Below are 21,074 nucleotides of genomic sequence, written 5' to 3' on the forward strand. Positions count from 1 at the left end.
CTACTGCCTGCCGATATCGTCAGCCATCTCGGCGGGCGCGGCCCCCTGCTCGCTGGCGGCCTCGTAATTGAGCTCGATCATGACCCCGTTGGGGTCGTGGACGAAGATCTGCCAGAGCTCGCCGCCGGGCACCTGGCGGGAGTCGAATTTCATGCCTTTGGAGGCCAGCCGCTGCTTCATGCCGTCGAACCCGCGGCTGACGAAGGCGACGTGGTGGACAACGCCGGAATCCGGCTTTTGTGGCTCGGCGGTCGGAGAAATATCGACGAGGTGCACCACCGCCTTGCCCTCGCTGTACATCCAAGCGCCGGGAAAGGAGAAATCGGGCCGTGGGCCTTTTTCCAGGCCCAGCACGTCCTCGTAGAAGCGGACGGTCTCGGCCAGATGCCGGGTCCGGATGTTGAAATGATCGAGCACGCCAACGCTCACGCCGCCCATCCCTCTGCTCCCTTTTTTTGAAGTCCTTGTTGAAGATCCCAGATCAGCCATCCTAGCACAGGGGGGCGTCAAACGAAGCCGTTGCCCTCCCGCCTCAAGGGTTTATGGTGCGCCCGTTCCCCTTCATGTGGAACCTTAGGATCCTCGGCCGGCGCCCCTCGCCCGGCTGCAACCGTAAAACTCAAGCTACGGACACACACATGGCTAAAGTCGCTTTCCTCGGTCTCGGCGTGATGGGCTTCCCCATGGCCGGACACCTCGTGAAAAAAGGGGGCCATGAGGTCACCGTCTACAACCGCACCGCGGCCAAGGCGAAGGAGTGGGCGGACAAGTTCGGCGGCAAGGCCGCACCGACTCCCAAGGCTGCGGCCGAGGGACAGGATTTCGTGATGTGCTGCGTCGGCAACGACAATGACCTGCGCGCGGTCGCCATCGGGCCCGATGGCGCCTTCGCCGGCATGAAGAAAGGCGCGACCTTCGTCGACCACACCACCGCCTCCGCCGAGGTCGCCCGCGAACTGGACGCGGCGGCGACCAAGGCCGGCTTCAAGTTCGTCGACGCGCCCGTCTCCGGCGGCCAGGCCGGCGCCGAGAACGGCGTGCTGACGGTGATGTGCGGCGGTGCGCAGGATGCCTATGCCGGCGCCGAGCCGATCATCACGGGCGCCTATGCGCGGATGTGCAAGCTGCTCGGGCCCGCCGGAAGCGGCCAGCTGACCAAGATGGTCAACCAGATCTGCATCGCCGGCCTCGTGCAGGGCCTTTCCGAGGGCATCCACTTCGCCAAGAAGAGCGGCCTCGACGTCGCCGCGGTGATCGAGACCATCTCCAAGGGCGCGGCGCAGTCCTGGCAGATGGAAAACCGCTACAAGACCATGAATGACGGCAAATACGATTTCGGCTTCGCGGTCGAATGGATGCGCAAGGACCTCTCGATCTCGCTGGCCGAAGCCCGTCGCAACGGCGCCAACCTGCCGGTGACCGCGCTGGTCGACCAGTTCTACTCCGAGGTCGAGAAGATGGGCGGCAAGCGCTGGGATACGTCGAGCCTGCTTGCGCGCCTGCAACGCTGACGTCTGAGGGACCATCCCCACCTTGCTGACCGCGATCGCCGTCATCTTCATTGTCGCCTATGCGGCGATCGCGCTCGAGCATCCGCTCGGAATCAACAAGAGTGCCAGCGCGCTGATCGGCGCGGCATTGCTCTGGACCGTCTACGCGACCACCACGGGCGACCATGCCCTGGTCAACCATGCGCTCAACGAGTCCGTCGCCTCGACCGCGCAGATCGTGTTCTTCCTCATCGGCGCGATGACCATCGTCGAGGTCATCGACGCCCATGACGGCTTCGAGGTCATCACCTCCCGCATCAGCACGACGAGCCAGGTCCGGCTGATGTGGCTGGTCGGTTTCGTGGCCTTCGTGCTCAGCGCGATCCTGGACAATCTGACCACCACCATCGTGATGGTCTCGCTGATCCAGCGGCTGATCGCCAAGCGCGACGACCGGCTGCTGTTCGCCTCCCTCATCGTCATCGCCGCGAACGCCGGCGGCGCATGGACCGTGATCGGCGACGTCACCACGACCATGCTGTGGATCGGCGGACAGATCACGCCGCTGAACATCATGGGCGCAGTGTTCCTGCCCTCGCTGGTCAATCTGCTCGTCCCGCTCGTCTTCCTCAGCTTCCTGGTGAGGGGGAAGACCATCGCAGCGCCGCCGAAGGAGGACGGCTTGCAGGTCATCGAGGTATTCGAGCGCAACCTGATGTTCTATCTCGGGCTCGGCACGCTGATCGCCGTGCCCGCCTTCAAGGCGGTCACGCATCTGCCGCCCTTCATGGGCGTGCTGCTCGGGCTCGGCATCGTCTGGTTGGTCGGCGAAATCGTCCACCGCAGCAAGGACGAGCATGTCCGCCATCCGCTCACGCTGGCGCACGCCTTGACGCGGATCGACATGGGGTCGATCGTGTTCTTCGTTGGTATCCTGCTCGCGGTCGCCTGCCTCGAACATGCGGGCCTGCTCACGATCCTGGCGCGATGGCTGGAGGCGACGATCGGCCGCCAGGACATCATCGTCGTCGTGCTCGGCCTGCTCAGCGCGGTGATCGACAACGTCCCGCTGGTCGCCGCGACCATGGGCATGTACGACCTCGGTCACTACCCGCCGGACAGCTTCATCTGGGAGTTCATCGCCTATTGCGCCGGCACCGGCGGCTCGATCCTGATCATCGGCTCGGCCGCAGGCGTCGCCGCCATGGGGCTCGAGCGGATCGAGTTCCTCTGGTACGCCCGCCGCATCGCGGGCCCCGCGCTCGCGGGCTATCTGGCGGGCGCCGTCGTCTATGTCGCACAGCATGCTGCGCTGCATTGAACGGCAGCGCGCGAGCTGAAAATTAACGCGCGGTTAACGTAATTCTTTAGCTCCTTAAGTCAGCTCTTAAGGATTTCTTGCCAGAGATAGACAATGCAGAAGGCCCGCCTCGCGCGGGCCAGGAATCGTTGTTGTTTCGATGAGTAACCCCGCTGAAAAGCCAGAGGTAGTTCAGCTTCCGGCCGAGCCGGTCAGCGCTCCGTCGGCGAGCAGCCGAAGGGCCGCGGCGCAGCGGGTGCGCGAGGCGCGCGACAAGTTAACGTCGACCAGCGGAACCCGGCCGGCCTTCGACGCCGAGATGTTGCGCCAGTATGCGCAGACCCGGCTGTCCGCCTCTTACGTCGTGATGCTGCTGGTGGTTGCCACTGGCGTTCTGTTCGGGTTTTGGATGCAGCCGATCCCGGCCGCGGCCTGGACCTGCGGCATGATCTGCATTCACGCGGCGATGATCCGCAGCTGCCGGCGCTTCCTGGCGGAGCCCGCCTCACCGACCTCAACGCGCGCCTGGCGGACGCGCTTCGTCCTGCTCGACCTGCTCTATGGCCTGTGCTGGATGGCTATCCTGATCCATCCCGTGCTCGACATGGTCACGGAAACGCTGATGATGTTCCTGATGCTGCTGGTGATCGCAGTATCGAGCATGCTTGCCGCCAATTTGCCGATCGCAGCCCTTGCCGCCACCGCGCCGGTCGCGGTCGCGATGGCGCTGAGCTTCGTGATCACCGGCTCGCTGGACAATTACATCCTGGCGGCGCTCGCGCTCGCGGCCGAAGGCTATTTCGTGCTGCTGGCGCACCGTCTGCACTCCTCCACCTTCGCAACCCTCGAGGCGCGCGCCGAGAAGGATGCGCTGATCGGCGAGCTGGAACAGGCGAAAGCAATCTCGGACGAGGCGCGTCACCGCGCCGAATCCGCCAATGTCGCCAAATCGCGCTTTCTTGCGCAGATGAGCCACGAGCTGCGCACGCCACTGAACGCGATCCTCGGCTTCTCCGAGGTGATGAAGAGCGAGATTTTCGGCGCCCATGCAGTCGGCGTGTACAAGGAATATTCCGCCGACATTCATAATTCCGGCGTGCACCTGCTCAACCTGATCAACGAGATCCTCGATCTGTCGCGGATCGAGGCGGGCCGCTACGAACTGAACGAGGAAGCGGTGTCGCTGGTCGGCATCGTCGCCGACTGCCATCATCTGATGAAGTTGCGCGCGTCCAGCCGCGGCATCACGATCCATGAAGTGTTCGAGCAGGCGATGCCGCGGCTGTGGGCCGACGAACGCGCGGTCCGCCAGGTCGTGCTCAATCTGCTCTCCAACTCGATCAAGTTCACCCCGCAAGGCGGCGAGATCTGGCTCAAGGCCGGCTGGACGGCCTCTGGCGGACAATATCTCTCGGTGAAGGATTCCGGCTCCGGCATTCCCGAGAACGAGATTCCGGTCGTGCTCGCCTCGTTCGGCCAGGGCTCCAACTCGATCAAGTCGGCCGAACAGGGCGCCGGGCTCGGCCTGCCGATCGCCAAGAACCTGATCGACCTGCACGGCGGCACGTTCACGCTGAAATCGAAGCTGCGCATCGGCACCGAGGTGATCGTCACCTTCCCGCCGGAGCGGGTGATGAGCGCGCTGGCACCGATGTCGGATGACGCCCCGCCGCTCCAGCCGGAGAGTTCCGCGCTTGGCGACGAGAAGCGCCGGCCGCGCCACAAGCCGATCATGAGCGCAGGCACGGGCTCTTAACGAGATGCTTGCAGAAATGCCCGACCATCCCCCACTATGTCCGAATGAGCAAAGAAACGCCGTGCGTCGCCGTCTGCATGATCGACCCCAGGACCAAGCTGTGCTTCGGCTGCGGCCGCACCCTGCCGGAGATCGCACGCTGGCACGCCATGGAGAGCGCGGAACGCCTCGCGGTCATGGCGCTGCTGCCGGCGCGCATGACGGACGCAGGACTGACGCCGATCGCTGGATCGCCGAAACGCGCCTGACCGCCGCGCGCGCCGTCGGAGGCACCCGATGATCCGCTTCCTGCTGGTTCTCATCATGCTCGCAGGCACGGCCGGTGCCGTCGTCGCCTATGGCGATCCCGGTCAGATCGCGCGCGCCAGCAACAAGGTCTCGCATATTTTCCGGGCGCAGACTGCCGCCCCACCGCCCGCCGTGCACATCCAGCGCGGCCAGGGCGGCGAATTCGCGCTGCGCGCGAAGATCAACGGCGTCGCCGCTCCAATGGTGATCGACACCGGCGCGACCTCCGTTGTGCTGACCTGGGAAACCGCAAAAGCGATCGGACTGCCGCTCGAGATGCTCGAATATGACGTCGATCTCGAAACCGCCGGCGGCCACACCAAGGCGGCCCGGCTCACCCTCGACCGCCTCGCCGTCGGCCATCTCGTCGAAAAATCGGTGCCGGCCCTCGTCGTGCAGCGCGGACAGATGAAGACCAACCTGCTCGGCATGAGTTTCCTTGACCGCCTGGAGAGTTGGGGCGTCCGCGCCGACACGCTGATGCTGACCGGCTATCCGGAGCTGCAGAGCAGCCATCGGCGCTCGCGGACGGCGGTGGATTAGGCAGACTTACGCCGCCGCCTCTGTCGGCGCACGCGCCCCGACACGCGCGATCGCATCACGCAACACCTCGACGCCGGCGCCCGGCTTGACACCCTGCTCGGCAAGATGGCGACGAAAAGCGCGCGCACCTGGCACGGCGTGGAATGCGCCGACGAAATGCCGCGTGATGGCGTGCAGCCGCGTGCCGCGCGCGAGCTGCGCCTCGATATAGGGCATCATCGCCTCGAACGCCTCCTGCATGGTCGCATGCGGCGCCGCCTCGCCGAAGATCTCCTGATCGACGCTGAGCAGCCGCCACGGCTCCTGATAGGCGGCACGGCCGAGCATCACGCCATCAACGTGATCGAGATGTGCCTTCGCCTCATCGAGGCCAGGGACGCCGCCATTGATGATGATGGGCACATCGGGCATCGCGCGCTTGAGGCGATAGACGCGATCATAGTCGAGCGGCGGGATGTCACGGTTCTCCTTCGGCGACAGGCCGTTGAGCCAGGCCTTACGGGCGTGCACGATCAGCGCGTTGCAGCCGGCGGCGACTACCGCGCGCGCAAGCGTGTCGAGCGCGACTTCCGGATCCTGCTCGTCGATGCCGATGCGGCACTTCACGGTGACGGGCACGCCAACCGCGTGCTTCATGGCCTCGACGCATTGCGCCACCAGCTCCGGCTCCGCCATCAGGCAGGCGCCGAAGCGGCCGTCCTTCACGCGGTCGGACGGACAGCCAACGTTAAGATTGATCTCGTCATAGCCTAAATCTTCGCCGATCCGCGCAGCGAGCGCGAGCTCGCGCGGATCCGACCCGCCAAGCTGCAGCGCCACGGGATGCTCGCACGCGTCGAACCGGAGCAGCCGCTCTCGATCACCATGAAGGACGGCGCCGGTGGTCAGCATCTCCGTATAGAGCAGCGCGCGCCGGGTCAGCTGACGGTGGAACACCCGGCAGTGCCGGTCGGTCCAATCCATCATGGGTGCCACGGAAAAGCGATAGCCTTGATATTCCAATTACTTACCCTATCATTTCAACGGACTAGAACAGGAACAAGTGCACACGTGTGCACTCCAAACTAGCCAAAATTGCACACGTTTGTACCGCATTTGATCTCCCGGTGCACACGAAGCGCACACGAAATCGGGGTGGAGTGCACACGCAATGCCGACGTTTACGAAGCTCAAATCGGGAAGCTGGCGCGTTCAGGTCAGGAGGAAAAACGAGTACGTCGCAAACACGTTCGTGCGACGGCGCGATGCTGAAGAATGGGCGCTTGATGTCGAGCGCTCTATCGATCGCGGCACCCCAATTCGGCGTTCCCGGCCTTTTGAGCAGCCTCGCATTTTTTCCGATTTGATCACCCTGCATCTCGACGATCTTGCCCAGGTCGGCAAGCCTGTACGACGATCCAAGTCGATGGTGCTCAAGGCCCTCAAGATCTCGCTTGGACGAACAAACCTCAAAGAGCTGAGCAGGGAGAGATTGATTGAGTTCGGACGAAAGCGAGCTGCTCAAGGCGCTGGACCGGCCACCCTTGCGATCGATTTCTCATTCATCCGAACGATCCTACTCCACGCTGCCGCAGTCCACGGCATCAACGTTTCAGTCGAGAACGTACAGCTGGCCAGAGCTGCCCTAAAGCACCTGGATCTGGTCGGAAAGTCAAACGAACGAGATCGGCGCCCCAGTCAAGACGAACTCGATCGACTGATCGGATACACCGAATCTAACGCCCAACAGTATCTACCTCTTGGTAGAATTGTTCGCTTTGCTGTGGCGACAGCGATGCGCCAAGCTGAGATCTGCCGCATCGAGTGGTCTGATGTCGACATGTCGAAGCGAACGGTCACTATTCGCGACCGCAAAGATCCTCGACGCAAAGACGGGAGCCACCAAGTGGTTCCTCTACTCAATTCGACTGGGTACGATGCCTGGCAGATTATGCTCGAGCAGCGGATTCTCACACGCGGCCTCGGACGCGTTTTTCCTTACCACTCGAAGTCCGTAGGAGCTGCCTTCCGTAGGTCATGCAACGCCATCGATATAGATGACCTATGCTTTCACGATTTGCGCCATGAAGGAACAAGTAGACTCTTCGAAGCGGGCTTTTCGATACAGCAGGTTGCCATGGTGACAGGCCACAAAGACTGGCGAATGTTGCGGCGATATACAAATCTCAGACCCGAAGATTTGCACAAGATGCAGAAAGCTGCACAGCCATCAATGGAGCAATTCCTAGCCACCCTGGTCGCCAGCTAGAGCGCGACCTTGAACCTGCTCGCTGAATATGTAACTGCAAGGGATCGTCCGTACGGTGCCCGTCCGGTGAAGACCGCGGCTGAGGCGAGCGGGAACCAGCTGACGGATGGACGAGGCTTGGCCGGATCGCCATATTGGCTGGATGCGGCGAGGTGTGAAGGCCATGCGGCTGCGTCGGGTGCAATCGTCGAGCATTGAGGCTGCAGGGTATGACCTGAAGCGGCGGATGTTGCGCATACGTTATATCCGCGGTTCGACCTACGATTACCAGGCTGTCCCGGCGAAGGTGTTCAAGAACCTCCTTGCAGCGGAGTCCAAGGGACGGTTCGTCAATTGGTCGATCAAGCCGTACTATCGGTACACGCGGGTTAACTGATCGGCGATGATCAGATCAGCTGCGGCGATGCGGTGAGCGCAGCTTTCCAGTTCCAGGGCAGCAGTTGATCGAGACGTTGAACGTTGTGATCGTTGATGCGAGCGAGCACATCGGCGAGCCAGGCTTGCGGATCGATGTCGTTGAGCTTTGCCGTCATGATCAGCGTCGCCATGATGGCGGCGCGGTCAGCGCCGCGTTCCGAGCCGGCAAACAGCCAGGACTTGCGGCCCAGGGCAAAGCCGCGCAGCGCGCGCTCCGCCGCATTGTTTGTCAGGCAGATCCGCCCGTCATCGATGAAGCGAGCAAACCGGTCCCAGCGGCGCAGCATGTAGTCGATTGGCTTGGCAACTGCAGACGAGTTCGACAGCCGGGCGCGCTGCTCGCGCAGCCATGCTTCCAATGCCGTCAAAGGCGGAGCGCTTTGCTCCTTGCGCATGCGCAGACGCTGTTCGGCGCTTTGGCCGTTGATGCCGCGCTCAATATCGAACAGCGCATCGATGCGCTTGACCGCCTCCAGGGCAATCGGCGAGATCGCTGCGGCATTCCTGTCGCGCCTCGCGTTGGCCGCGATGTCCGCCAGCTCGAAGAACTGCCGCCGGGCGTGGGCCCAACAGAGTGCGGACGTGATCGGTCCCTGCGCGCGGGAGGCGTCATACAGCTCGTTGTAGCCGCTATAGGCGTCGGCCTGCAGGATACCGGAGAAGCTTTGGAGATGCCGTGTGGGATGCTCCTGCCGTCGGTCGCGCGAGGCGTAGTAGAGCGCACCCGGCGGCGCCCGCCCGCCAAACGGTCGATCATCGCGAACGTAGGTCCAGATATGTCCCTTGACCGTCTGGCCCTTGGCCAGGATCGGCACCGTGGTGTCATCGCCATGCAGCCGCTCGGCGGAGAGGACGTGACGCTCGATCAGCCGATAAAGCGGCTGCAGGGCCGCCGCACAGGCGCCGACCTGATCGGCCAATGTCGACAGGCTCAGATCGATGCCCTCCCGGGCGTAGCGCTCGCTCTGCCGGTTCAAGGGCTGATGCTGGCCGAACTTCTCGAACAGGATCATGGCCAGCAGGTTCGGCCCGGCAAAGCCGCGCGGCGTCACGTGGAAGGGGGCTGGCGGCTGGGTGATCGTCTCGCAGTCCCGGCATGAGAACTTTTCGCGCACCGTCTGGATCACCTTCCACTGCCGGGGAATGACCTCCAGCGTCTCGGTGATATCTTCGCCCAGCTTTGATAGCTTCGATGAGCCGCAGCAAGGGCAGCTCTGCGGTGTGGCGACTACGACACGCTCGCGCGGCAAATGGTCGGGGAACGGTTTGCGCGACGGCCGCTTGCGCTGGAAGGATTGTACCGTCTGCGCCTTGGCTGCCGCCCTCTCGGCTGCCAGCTCGTCTTCGGTTGCGGTTGCTTCCAGCTCTTCGAGCTCAAGCTCCATCTGCTCCAGAAGCCGTGCCTTGCGCTCCGAGCGGCTGCCGTAAATCTGGCGACGCAGCTTCTCGATCTCGAGCTTGAGGTAACTGATCAGTGCCTCGGCCGCCTTCGCATTGGCCGCTTCCGCTTTTGCGTTCGCCGCAACCGCCTCCGCTTCCAGCCGCGCGGCGCGCTCCGCCAGGATCATCGCATGCGCGGCGGCAAGATCGGTGGGGAGCGATTCAGATGTGGTCACGAGGATGATGGAATCACATCCACCACGATCCGCAAGTTCAAAGCCTCATCCGACCGATGTCGGCCGCCACGTCTCTTGTGGGTGCCGCCAGTCGATCCCGGACAAGAGATAACCAAGCTGCGCCGACGAGATCGTCACCACACCCTCCGCCGGGCTCGGCCAGATGAAGCGCCCCCGCTCCAGGCGCTTTGTGAACAGACAGGCGCCCTGGCCGTCATGCCAGATCACCTTCAAAAGGTTGCCGCGGCGACCGCGGAAGCAAAACAGGTGGCCGCCCAGCGGGTCGCGATGAAGGATCTCCTGAACCTGCAACGCCAGCGATGGAAAGCCCTTCCGCATGTCGGTATGGCCGGTCGCGAGCCATACCCGCACGCCGGCAGGCAATGGAATCATCGTGGCCGTCCATCAGTCAGCGCCGCCACGACTGCGCTCAGCGTCGCCGCGTCAACCGCGCCCGTGATCCGCATCCGAGCCCCGGCCGCGAACTCAATCTCGATCGCACCGCAGCTTCCGGAGGGCGCCGTCAACGATTGCCGGTCTGGCGCAATGGAGACTGCCGCAAAACGGACTTCGCCATCCTGCCGCTGCATCGGCTCGGGCCCGCAAGCGAGGACGCCGGTCCGCGCCTGCCGCCGCCAAGCCGTAACCAGATTGCGGTGAACGTCATGTCGCCGAGCAACCTCGACAACACTGGCCCCAGGCGCCAGACTCTCCTCCACGATCCGAAGCTTCTCGGCACTCGTCCATCGCCGTCGCCGCTCAGGACCGGACAGAACCGTAACCGTCGTCACGTTTGCTCATTTGCTTGCGAATTAATGAGCAAACCATCTCACCCTCAAGCGCAATCCGGGAAGGCGGCCTCCACCGGGGGCTTACTCCGTACGCATCCGGCGTACGCATCCGGCGAAGGCGCCCTGGCTAGGCCGTTGGCAGAAGGCTGATCGCACTTGAGCGGCGTGAGCGAGGCGTTGAGGCTGCCAATTCCCGGCAGCAGTTCGTCAATGCGTTTGGCAGAGTGATCCGGTAGGCGCGCCAGCACGTCGGCAAGCCAAGCCGGCGGGTCGATGTCATTGAGCTTGGCGGTGGCGAGGACGCTCGGCGCCCGACACATTGACCTGCATTCGCCACGTCACCTTGGGCCACAGCTCAAACTACGCAAGGCGGCCGCCGCCGGGGGGATACGTCCCAACTGTTCGACGCAGGCGCTAACGAGCGCCTTCGCAAGTTCCGCCCTTTGATGGGCCGACCGCCCCTTCCGGCACGATCAATTGACCTCCTTGGATCGAAGATGGCGTCTAGATAAACGTCTATCGCCAGCCGGACAAAACGATTCACCCCACCGATCTCAGCCGCCCGGGGCATGGTCCCGGCCTTCACCATCCGGTCGAATTCCTGAGGCGTCGCGCCGATGTAGGCAGCGGCCGGCAGCCGGGAGAGACCGCGGGGCCAATGGGGTGTAGTATGCCAATGAGGACCGCTCGACATGCCCGCCGTTTAGGCGACTCTTGTTTTCGGTTGTACCGAACTTGGCTACACTCTCATGCCAGAAGACATCCGCTGCGCTCATTGCGAAGAAGAGTACCCGCCGAACGAGTTGGTGATTCTTGATCCGCCAGCCGGGGAAGGCGAATGGATTTGCGCTAGGTGCATTGAAATCAATTTGCGCAGGGCAATAGCGAAGCTGCCGCGCGAGAATTGACCTATCATCATCGCAAAGACCGGCAGCTTGCACGCCGCTACTCTTCCGAACTCGCGTCCTCCGAAGGAACGAAGCTCGTTCAATTTCGATTTTCTGTCAGCGCGTAAGGCGGCTTCGGCCTCCGCTTACAAGATCGCCGTGCATATTATCTTTCTGCAAATTGATATGTCGCCATTGCGCGGCCCACATCCTCTGCTTAGAAGCGGGGAATAGAAATGGAGTCGTTATGGCCAAAAAAGCGAAGAAGAGAGTCCGGCGCGAATACACAGCATCGGACGTGAAAGAGTTGCGCGCCCATTCCAAAGCGAAGACGCCGGTTGCTAAGATCGCCAAGTCTATGAAGCGTTCGGAAGCATCACTTCGTCAAAAGGCGATGACGCTTGGCATGCCGCTTGGGCATGTCCGCTAGGCGTTCTAACGTTCGCGGAAGGTTTTCTATTTTTCGAAAGAAGTTTCCGGGCAGAACCGACCGCGAACGAAAGCAAAATATTTCGGCTTGAGACACTCGGGTTACCGAGCCGGTGTAGCGAGGCATCCAGCAGAGTGATCAGAGGCCTCGAATGCACTGGCTCGAAGTAGTTCGTAAGATGGTGGAAATTGCGTTGTTGGTTCTAAATTTGGTGGGGCACCTGATACGCCTATGGACGCGGTTTTGAGCCGGCGCGCCGATATTCCGATAGCCGCGCCGCGTCTTTACGTTAATTAGGACGTTTTGTTGCCTGTTTGCGGATGAGCTTACATTCTTCACACTGTTTCATCTGTGTCGGTTGGTGTGCGTTGCCTAGTAGTGTTGAAGAGCGGGAGACGATCCGTTTGGTTATTGCGTTCAAAAGGCTTCACAGCCGCAGTACGCGCCGCGCGCTTATCCTGCTCGTCGAGAAGTTAGCGGGCGGAAAGAAAAGTAAGCGAAAGCTCTCGATCGATTGATTCCAAGAATCCCCGTTTAGAGTCTTAGTCCGCTCTAACGTTCGCGGAAGGATTTGCCCGTTTATGGAAAAGACTGGGCCGAACTGACCGCGAACGCAGCGCGCTCGATGCAGTGCGAGCAGTCTCACTGCCTATTCAGACGTCCGGCCAGCAAGCCAGGCTTGACTCCCGCGAAGGTTGCTATTCGACAGCCGCTTTCACAGGGCGCTGGAAGACGCGCCCACATTTAGAGGATGGACCATGCTTCGACTGGTAGCCGTTCTTTGCTTCGCTCTTACTTTTTCCGCCCAATCGTCAGGAGTTGAAGCGCGCTGACCTGACGGGCACCAACATGGAAATCATAATCAGCTCGTTGACGTGCCACCGGAAACAACCTACCAAAGCACACTCACCATGGCGAAGAAGCAGTCTACGTGCTCGACGGTGCTACGCTCTTACTTCCCGATGGCAAGGAGATACACTTCCCTACGGGAGCCGCCACGATCAACATTCGTGACGTACCGCATGCTGGGTTCAAAATCGCTGGAGACAAGAGCCTACAGATGGTGACGGTGCATATCGTCGATAAAGGGAAACCAATGATGGAGCTGGCTCAATAGAGCAGCGCTATCCCGGTACGCGCGGGGCCGGCAAACAATACCGGCTCTGCCAAAACACGTTTTCGTGGTCTCCATACTCCGCCCATACAGCCGCCAATTCATCTTGAGGTTTGAAGCGGAGGAACCCACATGACGCATCGCCGCGAAGCCACGCTTGCGCGTTTGCGCTGAGAGCAGTGCGGCGCGATAGATTACGTTTACGTACTGGCATTATCGACTGGCCGGCAATGAGGGCGGCGCGGTCTTTCCATCACCAGCAAGGTCGAGACCCAATTCACGGAAGAGGCGGGCCACAGCTAGCCAGTTATCCCGCTCAATCGCGACTTCCGGCCTCGCACGCGGCGTTCCAAAACGATCGGTATAAGTCAGGCCGTGGGTCTTGATAGCCGCTCTCGCCTCTTCAACACGGTCGAGAGCTTCGCAAGCCTTCGTAAGCAAGATGACATGATGTTCGTCTAAGTCGTAGTCGCGCATCACACGCTTAAAGTTCGCCGGACCCTTTGCATAGATGTTTCGGTGCCGTAGTATTCGATTTCGTCACTAAATTCCTTTCTTCTCAGAAATCTTGATTCAACGCGGGACCCCCACGTGCGCATTTTCCCGTGGGCCGGTTGAGCCCTTCGTCTCGTAAAGATCTAAGCCCCCTCCCTCATTTTGGTGTGATGCGCCGCAGCGAAATAGCCGTTGCTGCGTCGCTCCTAAGCATCATCGGAACATCGCGTCCAAAGCGTCGGTATGTATTCACCTTTGTTCTGCACGTGAGTGCGTGCGCAGGAACGCGAGCCAATGAGTTTGCATTGTCCATCAGTGTCATTTGTGCGAGGCCGATCATGCGACTTCTTTGCAGAATGATCGCGATTGCAACAATGCCGGCTTGGATAGCGAGTCATGCGAGCCCTGCTGTGGCGCAGTCTTTTGATGACAGATGGTCCATCATCCCAAAGGCTCACGCGGAGCCAGCTCCTGACGGACTTGATCAGACAAAGAAGGATGACCCGCAATCGCAACCTCCGACCACACAGCAAGCGCAACCAGCGCAAGAGCCCTCGAACGATCATCCGGCCCAATCTTTCAATCGGGTCTTTTCCGGAAAGGCTTCCTACTATTCGTATGCCAAAGGCAGGACAGCGAGTGGTTCGTCATTCAATCGGAATCTGCTAACGGCCGCCCATCGCAACCTGCCGTTCGGCACCAAGTTACGCGTCACTCACGGCAACCGAAGCGTCATTGTCACCGTTAATGACCGCGGGCCATGGATCCGAGGCCGCATTCTAGACCTATCCTTGGCCGCCGCGCACAGCTTGGGGATTACTGATCGTGGGGTGGCGCAGGTTCGTGCCGAGGTGTTGTAGAGAGGGCGTGGCCCTGCAGGACAGCCAAGCACCGAAGCCGCTGTACGGCCCCGCTGCCAGCGCGTCCTAGGGCCAAGACCACCGCCCTAGCGCAGCACCCCTATTTGCGGCAACCTAATTTTCGACATGCTGTACCGCTGAACCCCCAACAGCGGGGGTCAGCAGTGGATTGCTGAAACCTGCTGTACCTATGCTGATGTCGGGCGACATCGAAAAATGGGGGTCATTTTTCGATGTCGCCCGACAACAGTTAGACCGGTAATACGATTTCCAGCCGTGCTCGGCGGTCGAATTCGTCATGCGCTTCATAGCGGAGCGCACGTGCAAAGACCGGAAAGGCTCATGCGCGGGAAGGCAATACGGTGATTGAACGTTGCGGTGCCGCAAAGCTCAAGCGGTGCTCAGCTTGAAAGGCCGCGTTGCGCTTCAATCTTGTTTGAAGGACGACTCGGTTCAGAACCACCTTCCCGTGGAGCCCGTCCGCAAGGTGCTGTTGTGGCTGGCCAAGGCTGCAACTTTCCTCGATGGCAATCCGGGCGAAAAGCGCTGCCTGCATTGCGACGGAGGTCTAAGCAGGACCCTCAAGCCCCGGCAGTCGCCCCGTTCCCTCCGCGGGCCCTCGCCTCGTTATCTAGCGTGCCTCTTACGAGATTTGCCTCTGCGCCGAGAGGGATTTGGGGTCCCCTGGAACTCAGCTCGATAGGATCAACACGCCTGGCTCCTGCGCCTGGGCTGCTCGGGGCCCTTGAACGTCGGGCCTTTCCACTCCATATACCATCCAAATGGATGGAGCACAGATGGGGAAATGATGGCCAGCAACGTCCGCGAAATCCGAGCTAAGCCCTCCGACTCGGAAAAAATTACGATCAATCTTGGCTTCGTCGATCTCGGTCAGGTCGACTTGATGGTGCAGGAAGGATTCTACTCGAACCGGACCGATTTCATCCGGACCGCAATCCGCAACCAGCTCGAACGGCACGCCGATGTGGTCAAGCAGTCCACGGCCCGAAAGAGCTTGGACCTGGGTCTGCGCAACTACAGCCGCGAGGACCTTGAGGCGGCGCGGCGGGCGGGCGAGATGCTGCACATCAACGTTCTGGGACTTGCTAGCATCGCCCAAGACGTCACGCCCGAGCTTGCGCGCGCGACCATTGCCTCGGTTTCCGTGCTGGGAGCTCTGCACGCGAGTCCAGCCGTTAAATCCGCTCTCGCCGACAGAACGAGGTAAGGCCATGCTGAAACTGGACACGGTTCGCGAAGCCACACGCCTGACGCGGTCGGGGCGGCTCGTTGAGGCCACCGTGCTGCTCCAACGCATGCTTCGGGGTGAGAACGCGCCGGACGTCACGGCACCCACCACACACGGCTTCGCGCGCACAGATCGGGAGCCGCCGACCATCGAGGCCAAAGCAGCTGCCGCAGAGACGAGGACACCCGTGCGCAGCGTTAATCCACCGGTGCGTCTCGCCAAGAATCTCGCCGGGCTGGGAATCGGACGATCGCTGAGGCGGGCCCCGTCCAAGGCGGACATCGTGCCGGGTGGCGCGCGGTTCGTCGAAGGCAGCTATCGCAACGCCGCCGGGAGCCGCGCGTACCGGCTCTTCATTCCTAGTGGCTATCATGGCCAGGCCATTCCGCTGGTGATCATGCTCCATGGCTGCACGCAATCGGCGGAGGATTTTGCCGCCGGGACGCGGATGAACTTCATTGCCGAGGAACAGACCTGCTTCGTGGCCTACCCCGAGCAGCGGACCGAAGCGAACCAGGCGAAATGCTGGAATTGGTTTCGTCCGGGCGACCAGCAACGCGCTGGAGGCGAACCATCGCTCATCGCTGGCATCACGCGCCAGATCATGCGCGACCAATCCGTCGACGCACAACACGTCTACGTCGCGGGGCTATCAGCCGGGGCCGCGGCCGCCGCCATCATGGGATCGACTTACGGCGATCTGTACGCGGCGATCGGCATACATTCCGGACTGGCCTGCGGGGCCGCCACCGACCTTCCCTCCGCGCTGATCGCCATGAAGCAAGGCGGCGGACCAGACGCAAAGCCGAGCGAGAGCCCGCCTATTCCGACGATCGTCTTCCACGGCGATCGCGACACGACCGTGCATTCGAACAACAGCGGTCGAATCGTCCGGCAATCCATCGGCGAGACGAGGACGAAGGTGAAGGTGCATCGCGGGCGAGTACCCGGAGGGCATGCCTACACCCGCACCGTGCATATCGACACCGGCGGGCGCGCAATCCTCGAGCACTGGGAGATTCATGGAGCCGGGCACGCATGGTCGGGCGGCAGCCCGGCCGGCTCGTTCACCGATCCGGACGGACCGGATGCAACGAGAGAAATGCTGCGTTTTTTCCTCGAGCATTCGCTGTCGGCGGATCCTTACTGAGAGCGGTTTTCATCGAAAAACAAGACGGTCAGTTCCTGCAATGGAAGCACCGCGGGCGCGCATGCTTAAGCGAGGATGCTCTCGCGCAGGCCCCGTCGACCTAAGCCATTCAGTGAAGGTGAGAAGCAACATCATCCTGTCTGGCCCGGCCAAGCAAAATCTCTCGTTCTCAGCCTGGCGGTAGCCGGCGCGCTTCATCTGGCTCGGACGGCATCCTCAGCCAGTGTTGCACGCCTGATCGATTTCGGCCGCCTCAACAGCGGCGATCCCCGCATCTCGATCTGCACCACTGATCTCAAAAGCGGCGATCGCGTCCTGTTCGATTCCGTTTCAGCGCGAGTCGAGATGGATCACGCTGGCAAGTTGCGGCTTCCTTCCGGAATTCGCCCCGGTGCAGATCGCCGGGAGATGGCTCGGCGACGGCGGCTTCTCGCTGAACGCGCCATTCGATCCGGTCCTGGAAACGGCCGGCTCGCTGCGTCTCTACATCATCGATCTCTTTGCGCGTGACGGGAATGTTCCTGACGGCCTCGAAGACGCGGCCGAGCGAAAGAGCGATCTGACGTTCGGAAACCAGACTTTTCTGCGTCTTCGCCTTGCCGTGGAAGCCCGCAAGCTTCACGCCAAGTTGCAGAATCTCGACCGCCAGGATGTTCTCTTTCTCCTGAGCTACCGCCCCGGCGCCGAGGAAGCCGGACCAGAAAAATCCTTTGACCTCTCGGCAGCGGCCATGGCGCAGCGATGGCAGGCGGGGCTTCTGGACTTGCAATATGCTGCGACGAGGGCGCCGGTCGGAAACGGAATTGGCAGCGTCGCCGGCCATAAACGTGGCCGACAATGTCATCCCTGCCCATCCAGACGTTCGCGGATGTCCCGCAGAAAGCGGTTGAGACCTTCGTCGGCAGCCATCCCTTCGGGCGGCGCGATCGTTGTGATGCCCCAGTTCGCCAGCACGGCTTCCTGCACCGGATTGCGCTGTCCAACGAAAACAAAGGATTTCGCCCGGTCTTGGCGGTGCCCGGACTCGTCCCATGTCTGCCAGATCCGGTGCAGTAGCAGCCGAATGTTTGGATCCGACATGCTGTATCCGATGAACAGCAAGGTGCTTCCCAGCGCGTCGGCGCGAAAACGGATATCGAGCGGAGAGTCGAACGCAAGGCGGTTGAGGAAGTCGGTCTCGGTCAGGACCAGCGAAGCATCGTCGTCGAAGTCGCCGTGAAACTTGATGATGTTGGTAACGCCGGTCGCCGCGCTCGCGATCTCCTTGGCATTGCTGATCTTCGCATAAGGCTTTTGCAGCACATCGAAGGCAGTCTCGAGATTGCGGTCGTAGTTGGTCGTGTAGATGACGGGAAAGTCGAGCTCTACAATGGTGCGGTGGAGCTCTGACTTCGCGATCCTGTCTGGATCGACCCGCCAGTTGCGGTCGAGCCAGCTGCGGAGCGGACCAATGCCGCCTCGCTTCAACCGGTAATACTCCGCCAGCATCTGATATCCGCCGTGCATCCCTCGATGACATCGCCATCAAGATCGAGATCATCCAGCGGATGCTCGATCAGTGACTGGCACGACGGCAGTCCCACAGCCATCGAGACGCCGGCGCCGACAAATAGGACAGCGCAGCGTCGCCTGATGGCGGCGGCCAGCACCTCATGCGGCGGCCGCTCCTCGCCGACCAGTCCTGTCAACGGTTTGTTCATCCAAATTGAATGAATAGACGGGCGCCGCGTTCCAATGAGAGGCTGCCCCTCATCCCTTCGGCTAAATGGACGCACTCTTCCCCGTCTGCGCCGCGAAGCGGTTGATCAATCGCCGGAGCTGCGCCTTGTGCACCAAACGGGCGGCCGTTTCCGCCGGGACCCAGATCGCCTGCCGCTTGCCCTTTTCCGGCCACCAGCGCTCCCGACCATGCACCTTCATGGGAAAGTCTGCGACGTTCATGGTCCGCGTGCGCTCACCCTTCCGCTTGCGATGCTTGAAGCTGCCAAGCGCGCGCTTTGCCACGGCACCGATCAGGCCCGCCTCTTCATACGCCTCTACTGCCGCTGCGTGCATGCGGCTCCTTATTGCGCATCGGCGATCCTTTGGGGACACTCCACCGTCGCTTGCGCCGTGTCGTGATCAGCATCACGTGCAACTCGGAATTATCCAGACGAAACGGTAAAGCGACGAATTGTTTCTTGCCCATCGCGTGCCTCCAGTGAGGTGATAAGCGATCGCCGAACCCGTAGTTCCCCTCGCCGGTCAGACGGACGCCAAGCAACGCAACTGCAGGAGATCGTCCAACGATAGACCGAACATCACGATGCGAAACGGTGGCGCCATTGCAGTCGCGAGCAGCAACAGGAAAATCAAGTAGACCACCGCAGGTGGCGTGCTTCTAACGAGCGTGGAGGCGACCTTCCGCATGCACGTCCTCCTGTGCGCCAGCTCGCGCCATGCCGGCACCCAACACCATGATCGCCGCCCCCCACAACAGCAAGCCGATATCCCAGAAGATGCGCTGTCCTTCGGGCACTTCACCCGATGCCGGCCTAGGATCTCGTGATCGACCACGCCTTCCACAAGATTGAAAATGCCCCATCCCAGCAACACGGTGCCGATACACTGCCGGCTTGTCGACCCCGGCTCGGTGCCTCGCGCCCGCTGCCAAAGCAAGTAGAGCCCTGCAAGCACGAAAACGTACGCCGCGCCGTGAAAGATGCCGTCCCACGTCGTGTTCAGTCTGACGTTGTCGATGGAATCGAGCGGATAGCAGCCGCTTAACGTATGATGCCATTGCAGCAGCTGATGGAAGACAATGCCATCCAAGAAAGCCCCGAGCGCAAGCCCGAGAAGGGCGCCAGTGGATGCGGGAAAGTTGGCTACTCTGCTTTGTAGCATCAGATGAACTCGTCTGTGGCGGGATGTGAAAGCGAGACAAGGCGTTTTGCAGGCCGCCGTTCCTACGGCGAGCCGCATGCGTCGCGCGGACGATTGAAATTTGTGGCCCTGCGGGGTCGCCACTAACATGCGTTAAATAGAGGAGTGCTCCACGGTTAGAGCCAGCGCCGCGCAGCCATCTTGATCGATCGATAGGAACGTTCAACGCAGCCAAGCGTCTGTCGCTCACACGCTGGAGATGAACATGCTGAGAAGATCATTCTTGCTTGCCCTCGGAGGGCTCGGGCTTTCGACCTGCGCCGTTCAGGCCGGGACAAATCCGCAGAGGGATTTCAGGACCGCCGACCTCATGGGCGGCGCGTTCGCCATGCAGACGAGTCAGCTCGCGCTGACCCGCACCGGCAATCCCGACGTTATCAACTTTGCGAACGCCGAGATTGCAGAACAGGTGCAGGTGGCAAGCGCGCTCGGCGCCGCCCCAGGCTCCGCGTCCCTGCGGCGGGACCATGCCATGTTGCTGCAACGGCTTCAGGCCACGCCCTCGGGCCCGTTCGACCGGATGTATGTACAAGGACAGATTCGGGGCCATCGCGAATTGCTCGCGCTCAACAATTCCTACCTGAGGACTGGCGGCAATCCGCAAGAGCTGCAGGTCGCGCAGATGTCCCTTCCGATCATCCAGCGACATCTCGCCATCCTGAGCAGTCTTAGGGAAATGGAGTAACGGGAACGTACAGCACGGAGGTTGCCATGGCATACGCCCTGTTCAAGGACGAGGAGAAGCTGAGCCGGACGTTTCCGACGCACCAACCCACCGGGCCCGAGGCTGGGTCACTCAAAGAGCCTAGAGACCATGTGAACGAAGCCTACATAACACCGGACGTGCAAAGGGCTATCGCGATGTCGATGTAGAACACCAGCCACCCGCGGTCCTCATTGCGCATCTGCTTCTTTGCCCAACTCCTTACGAACTGTGGCTGCGGAGTTGCCCACCTTATCGACTGCCTTCTGAAGCTCTTCACGGGTTACGCCAAGTGCATGGGTCCAGTACTTCACCTCGTGAGCCTCATGCATGTTGATTTTGCTGCGGTCGGGCTGACCTCGCTTGATGAGATTATCAATCACGTTTGTCCTCCCTGTTTTGGAGAACTGAACGCAGCTAGGAACGGCGCGTTCCTTCCTGATCGAGCTGGCGCGAAGCAGCCCTTCCAAGAGGCGCGGAGAGGCTCAACCCAGCCGAAGGTGTAGAGAGCACGCCGCAGCCGTAAGCTCCGGTGAGGAAGTTTGGAAGTCGGGGGAGCAACGATGCGGATTAGAACCCCCAATGGGCCGATACCAGCTCAATTTCCAAGCGGTCTTGAACTACTACCGCGGGTTGGCGCGCAACAAAGAGATGTTGATGGACGCGATAGACCGACTGGCAGTTGATATTACTTCCGGCGACGATGCTCAATCCTTCGTCGAGCAAGGGCAGGCGGACGGGAGCATAAATAATGACCCGGCGCTTCCGCTCTTTGAGAGAATCTTGCAGCGAGAGAAACGCGCGCGACGCTAGCC

At 61.4% G+C, this 21,074-nt stretch carries 23 protein-coding genes and 3 pseudogenes; 14 read left to right on the top strand and 12 right to left on the bottom strand.

Features of this window, described 5'->3' with window-relative positions:
• Window positions 1–438 (bottom strand): VOC family protein, encoded by a 438-nt coding sequence (locus ACVWY3_RS14735; protein ID WP_456839098.1) that lies wholly within the window; start codon window positions 436–438, stop codon window positions 1–3.
• Between the two features lie 140 nt (window positions 439–578).
• Here ACVWY3_RS14735 and ACVWY3_RS14740 point away from each other — a divergent pair, with 140 nt between their 5' ends.
• The 5 genes from ACVWY3_RS14740 (at window position 579) to ACVWY3_RS14760 (ending at window position 5,377) form a co-directional block, all read left to right on the top strand.
• Window positions 579–1,511: an NAD(P)-dependent oxidoreductase gene (locus ACVWY3_RS14740; RefSeq protein WP_456843369.1), complete on the top strand. Its 933-nt coding sequence runs from the start codon at window positions 579–581 to the stop codon at window positions 1,509–1,511.
• 22 nt (window positions 1,512–1,533) lie between these two features.
• Window positions 1,534–2,811 (top strand): sodium:proton antiporter NhaD, encoded by a 1,278-nt coding sequence (gene nhaD, locus ACVWY3_RS14745; RefSeq protein WP_456839099.1) that lies wholly within the window; start codon window positions 1,534–1,536, stop codon window positions 2,809–2,811.
• A 139-nt stretch (window positions 2,812–2,950) separates the two neighbouring features.
• A complete protein-coding gene (locus tag ACVWY3_RS14750) occupies window positions 2,951–4,546 on the top strand; it encodes a sensor histidine kinase (RefSeq protein WP_456839100.1) in 1,596 nt (531 codons plus the stop codon).
• Between the two features lie 44 nt (window positions 4,547–4,590).
• Window positions 4,591–4,794: a DUF1289 domain-containing protein gene (locus ACVWY3_RS14755; RefSeq protein WP_456839101.1), complete on the top strand. Its 204-nt coding sequence runs from the start codon at window positions 4,591–4,593 to the stop codon at window positions 4,792–4,794.
• A gap of 28 nt (window positions 4,795–4,822) precedes the next feature.
• Window positions 4,823–5,377, top strand: coding sequence for a TIGR02281 family clan AA aspartic protease (locus tag ACVWY3_RS14760; protein ID WP_456839102.1), 555 nt, complete (start codon window positions 4,823–4,825; stop codon window positions 5,375–5,377).
• A 6-nt stretch (window positions 5,378–5,383) separates the two neighbouring features.
• Here the strand turns inward: ACVWY3_RS14760 and dusA are convergent, their stop codons facing one another.
• Window positions 5,384–6,379 (bottom strand): tRNA dihydrouridine(20/20a) synthase DusA, encoded by a 996-nt coding sequence (gene dusA, locus ACVWY3_RS14765; protein ID WP_456839103.1) that lies wholly within the window; start codon window positions 6,377–6,379, stop codon window positions 5,384–5,386.
• Between the two features lie 148 nt (window positions 6,380–6,527).
• On the opposite strand from dusA, the gene ACVWY3_RS14770 reads away from it, so the two are divergent.
• On the top strand, window positions 6,528–7,625 hold the full coding sequence (locus tag ACVWY3_RS14770) for a tyrosine-type recombinase/integrase (RefSeq protein WP_456839104.1): 1,098 nt from the start codon (window positions 6,528–6,530) through the stop codon (window positions 7,623–7,625).
• A gap of 106 nt (window positions 7,626–7,731) precedes the next feature.
• Window positions 7,732–8,001 carry a KTSC domain-containing protein gene (locus tag ACVWY3_RS14775; RefSeq protein ID WP_456836900.1) on the top strand — a complete coding sequence of 90 codons (270 nt, stop codon included), beginning with the start codon at window positions 7,732–7,734 and terminating at the stop codon, window positions 7,999–8,001.
• 10 nt (window positions 8,002–8,011) lie between these two features.
• Here the strand turns inward: ACVWY3_RS14775 and tnpC are convergent, their stop codons facing one another.
• The 4 genes and pseudogenes from tnpC to ACVWY3_RS14795 form a co-directional block, all read right to left on the bottom strand.
• A complete protein-coding gene (gene tnpC / locus ACVWY3_RS14780; protein WP_456843261.1) occupies window positions 8,012–9,610 on the bottom strand; it encodes an IS66 family transposase in 1,599 nt (532 codons plus the stop codon).
• A gap of 93 nt (window positions 9,611–9,703) precedes the next feature.
• Window positions 9,704–10,051: an IS66 family insertion sequence element accessory protein TnpB gene (gene tnpB, locus ACVWY3_RS14785; RefSeq protein ID WP_027520144.1), complete on the bottom strand. Its 348-nt coding sequence runs from the start codon at window positions 10,049–10,051 to the stop codon at window positions 9,704–9,706.
• Complete coding sequence (gene tnpA / locus ACVWY3_RS14790) at window positions 10,048–10,449, bottom strand: IS66-like element accessory protein TnpA (protein ID WP_129146458.1); 402 nt, start codon at window positions 10,447–10,449, stop codon at window positions 10,048–10,050. Before tnpA ends, tnpB begins: the two co-directional genes overlap by 4 nt.
• A gap of 194 nt (window positions 10,450–10,643) precedes the next feature.
• Window positions 10,644–10,754, bottom strand: a pseudogene (locus tag ACVWY3_RS14795) (transposase domain-containing protein); the annotation flags it as partial.
• An 829-nt stretch (window positions 10,755–11,583) separates the two neighbouring features.
• Between ACVWY3_RS14795 and ACVWY3_RS14800 the strand changes: the two are divergent.
• Complete coding sequence (locus ACVWY3_RS14800; RefSeq protein ID WP_456839105.1) at window positions 11,584–11,766, top strand: hypothetical protein; 183 nt, start codon at window positions 11,584–11,586, stop codon at window positions 11,764–11,766.
• Window positions 11,767–12,697: 931 nt separating this feature from the next.
• Complete coding sequence (locus ACVWY3_RS14805; protein WP_456839106.1) at window positions 12,698–12,883, top strand: hypothetical protein; 186 nt, start codon at window positions 12,698–12,700, stop codon at window positions 12,881–12,883.
• Window positions 12,884–13,093: 210 nt separating this feature from the next.
• On the opposite strand, the gene ACVWY3_RS14810 is transcribed toward ACVWY3_RS14805, so the two are convergent.
• Window positions 13,094–13,357 carry a P27 family phage terminase small subunit gene (locus ACVWY3_RS14810; protein ID WP_456839107.1) on the bottom strand — a complete coding sequence of 88 codons (264 nt, stop codon included), beginning with the start codon at window positions 13,355–13,357 and terminating at the stop codon, window positions 13,094–13,096.
• Window positions 13,358–13,941: 584 nt separating this feature from the next.
• On the opposite strand from ACVWY3_RS14810, the pseudogene ACVWY3_RS14815 reads away from it, so the two are divergent.
• The 3 genes and pseudogenes from ACVWY3_RS14815 to ACVWY3_RS14825 all read left to right on the top strand — a co-directional run.
• Window positions 13,942–14,235: pseudogene (locus ACVWY3_RS14815) on the top strand (septal ring lytic transglycosylase RlpA family protein); the annotation flags it as partial.
• Between the two features lie 808 nt (window positions 14,236–15,043).
• Window positions 15,044–15,463, top strand: a complete 420-nt coding sequence (locus ACVWY3_RS14820; RefSeq protein ID WP_456843370.1) for a CopG family transcriptional regulator — start codon at window positions 15,044–15,046, stop codon at window positions 15,461–15,463.
• 4 nt (window positions 15,464–15,467) lie between these two features.
• Window positions 15,468–16,634, top strand: a complete 1,167-nt coding sequence (locus ACVWY3_RS14825; protein WP_456839108.1) for an extracellular catalytic domain type 1 short-chain-length polyhydroxyalkanoate depolymerase — start codon at window positions 15,468–15,470, stop codon at window positions 16,632–16,634.
• Window positions 16,635–16,929: 295 nt separating this feature from the next.
• On the opposite strand, the gene ACVWY3_RS14830 is transcribed toward ACVWY3_RS14825, so the two are convergent.
• From ACVWY3_RS14830 to ACVWY3_RS14845, 4 genes and pseudogenes are all read right to left on the bottom strand, one after another.
• The gene (locus ACVWY3_RS14830) at window positions 16,930–17,478 is read right to left on the bottom strand and encodes a hypothetical protein (protein WP_456839109.1); all 549 of its coding nucleotides are present in this window, start codon (window positions 17,476–17,478) and stop codon (window positions 16,930–16,932) included.
• Window positions 17,475–18,334 (bottom strand): annotated as a pseudogene (locus ACVWY3_RS14835) (SIR2 family protein). The gene ACVWY3_RS14830 and the pseudogene ACVWY3_RS14835 overlap by 4 nt, the downstream one beginning before the upstream one ends.
• Window positions 18,335–18,395: 61 nt before the next feature.
• A complete protein-coding gene (locus ACVWY3_RS14840; protein WP_456839110.1) occupies window positions 18,396–18,689 on the bottom strand; it encodes a hypothetical protein in 294 nt (97 codons plus the stop codon).
• A 189-nt stretch (window positions 18,690–18,878) separates the two neighbouring features.
• Window positions 18,879–19,517 (bottom strand): DUF2243 domain-containing protein, encoded by a 639-nt coding sequence (locus ACVWY3_RS14845; protein ID WP_456839111.1) that lies wholly within the window; start codon window positions 19,515–19,517, stop codon window positions 18,879–18,881.
• Between the two features lie 349 nt (window positions 19,518–19,866).
• Here ACVWY3_RS14845 and ACVWY3_RS14850 point away from each other — a divergent pair, with 349 nt between their 5' ends.
• On the top strand, window positions 19,867–20,241 hold the full coding sequence (locus ACVWY3_RS14850) for a DUF4142 domain-containing protein (protein ID WP_456839112.1): 375 nt from the start codon (window positions 19,867–19,869) through the stop codon (window positions 20,239–20,241).
• A gap of 209 nt (window positions 20,242–20,450) precedes the next feature.
• Here ACVWY3_RS14850 and ACVWY3_RS14855 read toward each other — a convergent pair whose 3' ends face one another.
• Entirely contained in the window at window positions 20,451–20,639 is a 189-nt protein-coding gene (locus tag ACVWY3_RS14855; RefSeq protein WP_456843371.1) for a DUF3606 domain-containing protein, read from the bottom strand.
• Window positions 20,640–20,841: 202 nt separating this feature from the next.
• Here ACVWY3_RS14855 and ACVWY3_RS14860 point away from each other — a divergent pair, with 202 nt between their 5' ends.
• Window positions 20,842–21,072 carry a hypothetical protein gene (locus ACVWY3_RS14860; RefSeq protein ID WP_456839113.1) on the top strand — a complete coding sequence of 77 codons (231 nt, stop codon included), beginning with the start codon at window positions 20,842–20,844 and terminating at the stop codon, window positions 21,070–21,072.
• Window positions 21,073–21,074 lie beyond the last annotated feature (2 nt).

This window comes from Bradyrhizobium sp. USDA 4486, from assembly GCF_054057995.1.